Annotated in this window: 6 protein-coding genes and 1 pseudogene; all 7 read right to left on the bottom strand. The window is 36.3% G+C overall.

Going from position 1 to position 4,609, the window contains the following annotated elements:
• Window positions 1-411: 411 nt before the first annotated feature.
• Window positions 412-636 carry a hypothetical protein gene (locus SULYE_RS06330; protein ID WP_007547671.1) on the bottom strand — a complete coding sequence of 75 codons (225 nt, stop codon included), beginning with the start codon at window positions 634-636 and terminating at the stop codon, window positions 412-414.
• Between the two features lie 3 nt (window positions 637-639).
• Window positions 640-927, bottom strand: a complete 288-nt coding sequence (locus SULYE_RS06325; RefSeq protein WP_043989192.1) for a hypothetical protein — start codon at window positions 925-927, stop codon at window positions 640-642.
• Window positions 928-978: 51 nt separating this feature from the next.
• Complete coding sequence (locus SULYE_RS06320; RefSeq protein WP_007547669.1) at window positions 979-1,653, bottom strand: cbb3-type cytochrome c oxidase subunit II; 675 nt, start codon at window positions 1,651-1,653, stop codon at window positions 979-981.
• Between the two features lie 15 nt (window positions 1,654-1,668).
• Window positions 1,669-3,078: a cbb3-type cytochrome c oxidase subunit I gene (locus SULYE_RS06315; RefSeq protein WP_007547668.1), complete on the bottom strand. Its 1,410-nt coding sequence runs from the start codon at window positions 3,076-3,078 to the stop codon at window positions 1,669-1,671.
• 18 nt (window positions 3,079-3,096) lie between these two features.
• The gene (locus SULYE_RS06310; protein WP_007547667.1) at window positions 3,097-3,861 is read right to left on the bottom strand and encodes a c-type cytochrome; all 765 of its coding nucleotides are present in this window, start codon (window positions 3,859-3,861) and stop codon (window positions 3,097-3,099) included.
• A gap of 107 nt (window positions 3,862-3,968) precedes the next feature.
• Complete coding sequence (locus SULYE_RS06305; RefSeq protein ID WP_007547665.1) at window positions 3,969-4,289, bottom strand: antibiotic biosynthesis monooxygenase family protein; 321 nt, start codon at window positions 4,287-4,289, stop codon at window positions 3,969-3,971.
• Window positions 4,290-4,293: 4 nt separating this feature from the next.
• A pseudogene (locus SULYE_RS06300) lies at window positions 4,294-4,609 on the bottom strand (dihydroorotate dehydrogenase); the annotation flags it as partial.

Raw genomic sequence — 4,609 nt, 5'->3', positions numbered from 1 at the left:
AGAATATAAAGTTTCAAGAATGACAAGGGCATGTTAAAGATAAGTATTAAAGAAAGGATAAAATCCTATTCATTTGCTCTTAGGCTATGGGTAGATTCTTTAAGGGACTGTTTGCAAGAAATATTGTCACCTTACAGTCCAAAAATTTCTGTCCTTTTACTTCCTATATACTCACGTACGGGCAATTCATGAATTGTCTCATTTTTACCATTCTTTATTTAGAAAAGAAATTCTCAACTTTGTAGACTGCGGATGTAAAAAGTATAAACTAACAAGATATCTACTTTACTTTCTTGAATTTCCCACCCTGATTAATCTAAGGGTATAGATAAGAGATTTAATAGATGATTAAAAAAGAGGCCATAAAAGCCTCTTCATAAAAAGAATTAAAATATAGATTTAAAAACCTTTTTAATTTCTCATCATCTCTCTTAACCAAATGTACTTATCAGCTGCTTCTGCACCTTGTCCCACTACAGACAACCAACCTAAGAAGTCTGGTATCCAATCAAATACTATGTAAGACACAGTAAAAAGAATATATCCGATCCAAAACATCATCCACCATGTTGGAACAGCATCTGTTACATAGGTAATCTTATCAATTGCTCTTGTATTCTCCAAATGTCCAGCCATTTTTTAATACCTCCCAGCTTTTTTTTCTGATTCAACGATTTTTTCCTCTCTTTCTAAAAGTTCATATTTTGGACCTTCTATGTCCTTAAAATCACCTTTCAGATAAGAATAAATGAATAGAGTCAACCATCCAGTTAAAGCAACAATATAAGATATAACTTCAACCAAAAATCCTTTTAATTCAAAACCTGCTTCTAAGTAAGCAACAGTTCTTATTGCGATTATAGACCCAACTACAAATAGGAAAATAAACATTATCATAAGTGAGACTGTTCGTTGGGTTATCTTCATCTTATCACCTCACATTTGTTAAGTGGAGGGCAATTCGCCCTCAATCGTTAATTATTTTAAAGCCCATTCCTTAGTTGGTTTAACTTCCCAAGAGCCAAGCCACATAATGTAGGTTAACAGTCCGATACCTCTTTCATTAGGAACTATATTTCCGTTTTTATCCTTCTCAAAATACCATGGATATCCTGGCATGTTTGATCCTGGTGAAGTAGATTCTGGGTTATAGAGGTGTGCAACCTGCCAATCTACGTTATGAACTGCCGCCTCTCTGATTAAGTCTGGGCCAATTCTTTTTGTACCCCATAATACAGGAGCTTGCAATTCATTTTGATATTCTGAAGGATAAGAAACAGTATTAGAAACTCCCGGAATACCAAATCTTAATGTTTCGTTAGAAACCGGTCTTATCATTTGAGAGTGACAGTTCCAGCAACCTTCAGCAACATACCAACGGTGACCAATTTTTAAAGCCTTAGCAAATGATTCTTCATTTACTTCGCCATAATATTTTTTAAATTGTTCTGGATAGTATTGAGCTAATCTTTGAAAATCAGCCCAAGCAGAGGTATTTTTTGCTTTTGCCTCTGCAGCAAGGTCGCTAACTTTCTTCATAGGAATGTCTTTCAATACAAACATCGGCAATGCCCAAGATATAAAGTCTGCAAAAAGGAAGAACCCTAACCCTGCTACCAATACCACAAAAGGGAAACGCTCCATTTTACCCATTTTTCAATCCCTCCTCTAAACTGTTTGCTTTAGCTGAGCTTCAAGACCTTTACCAGCTGTCGCAGTTTTATAGAAGTTCATAGCATACATTAACAATCCTGTTAACATCATAATTCCAGCCACTGATCTAAAATACCAGAATGGTTTTGAGAAGTTAACTGAGTCAATCCATGGGTTTAATCCAATCCAGTCAAAACCTTGAACTAATCCTGCAGCTGTTAAGTCAACAAACATTGCAATTACACCAATTGTTAATAGCCAGTATGCTCCTTCTGACATTCCCTTAGAATACATAGTTTCTTTTCCAAAGAGTCTTGGCCATACATACTCAGCCATTCCAAGAACCCACATTCCAAATGTACCAAACATTATTAGATGTGCGTGTCCTGTTACCCAGTCTGTAAAGTGGATAACTTTTTGGAATGTTAACGTAACGTGGAATGCGCATTGGAAGCATGTAATCCAGTAGAAAATCGCTCCTGTATACATGTATCTTAAAGGTACATTGTACTTTAATACTTCAGCAGAACCTCTTAATGTCATCATGAAGTTGATTAAAACTGATGTAACTGCAAATTCAATAGCAACTGTTGCAAACACTGCCGAATACTGAGCAAACATTGGAATTGGAGACCATAAAAAGTGGTGAACACCATTCATTGGATAGAAAAATGCTAATCCCCAGAAACCAAGCAATGATAATCCGTGAGACCACATTGGCTTCTTCATAATAACTGGTACAAAGTAATACATTAATCCCCAAGCTACAGGTGTAACGTACAATCCAACTAAGTCGTGAATGAATGTAGATTGAACTGCACCAGCTCCAGATCCTGCAGACCAGAATCTTGGTATAAAGTTACCCATGAATACTACAAGCGGTGTCCATACCAACATTGCTGAAATATACCATCCAGAAACATAAAGAGGAGCCTTTTGAGATGCTTTTAAAATTGGAGTACCAAATTGAATTGCATGCAATAATAACCAAGCAACGATTACTGGGTCAATCCACCAAGGTGTCTCACCCCATTCAACGTTGTCAGCTTGACCTAAGAAAAGAATTGCAACAACTGTAATCAATACAGCCGCTTGAAGGCCAACAAACATAAATGTACCTAAATATTTCTCGTCGAAAACTTTATAACCTGTAAATCTCGGAACTGCCCAGTAAAGAAGACCAGTAAACATGTTTACTAAGAATCCATAAGCAGCACCCGCTGTATGTATCATTCTCACTCTACCAGGAGATAAAAATTCTATTCCTGGGAATGGGTAGATACCGTCAAGCTGTAAAGAGTATAAGAATCCCATTAATCCAACGATAATGAAGAAAATCAGACCCATTCCAACGTGAAGCTTAACAAGGGTATAGTTAACGAGGTTTGTTAATTGAACATCACCTGTTGCTGTTGCAGTAGCCATTGTTTGCACCTCCTTATATTATTTTCCTTGGTTCATTAAATATGCAATGTAAGAAACAAGATGCCATCTGTCTTCTTCTGATAAATGGTCAAATTTTGGCATCGGAGAACCTTCAAGACCAACGGTTAAAACTCTGAACGTGTCTTTTGGTGATGGACCTGCTGCTCTAACCGGATAAGTTAAGTTAGTTGGTGGAACCGGTAAAGTTGAAGCTATTGGACCATCTCCTCTTCCACTTTCACCATGGCAAGCTGTACAGTTTGCAGCATACAACTCTTTACCTTTCTCTATGGATTCCTTTGTTCCAAAGTATTCAGGAATTTTTTTGATTTGGCTGTAAACACTCTCTCCTGGTTGTTCTTTTTTCCATCTGTCAGAGAAAGTTTTGATGTAAGCAATAACTGCTCTTTTTTGAACTTCTGGCACCAAATGGAAAGATGGCATAGGTGTCTGAGGAATACCCCAATCTAATACGTGTAACAAGTCTTCATCTGTTGGGAGTGTTCCTTCTGGAGTAGACTTCCATCTAAATACGCCAGTGTGGAAGTTTGGTGGTTTAACCTTAAAGAATGGCGCTGCCATACTGTTTCCATCACCGTTTTCACCGTGACATCCTACACAGAATTTGTTGTAAACCTTCCTTCCTGCTTCTTCCATTTCTGTTAGTTCTGCTGTCTTTTTAGCTTGTGCTGGCTTAGATGAATAAACATGCAGCAAACCATAGACAAACAGGGCTGGGAAGAAGAAGAAGAGCAACCATCTGATAGTTGTGTTTTCTCCCATTGTTAACCTCCTACTAAAATATGATTTAAATCAATAATATAATATTAATCAAGTAATTTCAATCTTATAATTTAAAGTTAAAATAAAATAAAATTAACATATTCTTTTTATATTTCTTTTATTACCTCATAAATCTCAACAGTAGGCGGTCCTGCAAACCATTCTTCTGGTGGTGGATTTTCATGAGCTTTCTTAAAAGCTTCGCTATTTGTGTAATTTAAGAAACTTTCCATATCTTTCCAGTATGTAATAATTAACACATTGTTGTTTTCCGGCATTGAAGGAAAGCTTTTGCCGGATAAAATTTTCATTCCAAGAAATCCTTCCATTTTAGAGATTCCATGCTCTCCAAATCTTTCCTTGGACCTTTTTTCAAAATCTTCTTTAAACTCTTTTTTGATTGGAAATTTTGTTAAAACAACCACCATCTTTTTACGCCTCCTTTATTATCATTTGATGAGCTTTTCCTATTAATTGACTATAATGTGTATAACTTTTTTTGTCTAAATGATTTTTTAAATCTTCAATTATTTTTAACGGCGAGAGAGGGTCATAGAAATTTGCTGTTCCTACTTGTATAGCAGATGCTCCAGCTAATATATGCTGCAGTGCATCTTTGTAATTTGATATTCCACCTACACCGATAATGGGTATTCTGCTGCCGTATTTTTGATAAACCTGCCATATCATCCTAACAGCTATTGGAAGGATAGCAGGACCAGAAAGTCCTCCTGTAATAGTTGACAAA

The sequence above is a fragment of the Sulfurihydrogenibium yellowstonense SS-5 genome (assembly GCF_000173615.1).
GTDB lineage: Bacteria > Aquificota > Aquificia > Aquificales > Hydrogenothermaceae > Sulfurihydrogenibium > Sulfurihydrogenibium yellowstonense.
This window is presented reverse-complemented; position numbering and strand designations above follow the sequence as displayed.

Coding starts and splice junctions, on each gene's coding strand:
- SULYE_RS06325 (WP_043989192.1), bottom strand. CDS start 927: ATGAAGATAACCCAACGAACAGTCTCACTTATGATAATGTTTATTTTC.
- SULYE_RS06310 (WP_007547667.1), bottom strand. CDS start 3,861: ATGGGAGAAAACACAACTATCAGATGGTTGCTCTTCTTCTTCTTCCCA.
- SULYE_RS06330 (WP_007547671.1), bottom strand. CDS start 636: ATGGCTGGACATTTGGAGAATACAAGAGCAATTGATAAGATTACCTAT.
- SULYE_RS06320 (WP_007547669.1), bottom strand. CDS start 1,653: ATGGGTAAAATGGAGCGTTTCCCTTTTGTGGTATTGGTAGCAGGGTTA.
- SULYE_RS06315 (WP_007547668.1), bottom strand. CDS start 3,078: ATGGCTACTGCAACAGCAACAGGTGATGTTCAATTAACAAACCTCGTT.
- SULYE_RS06305 (WP_007547665.1), bottom strand. CDS start 4,289: ATGGTGGTTGTTTTAACAAAATTTCCAATCAAAAAAGAGTTTAAAGAA.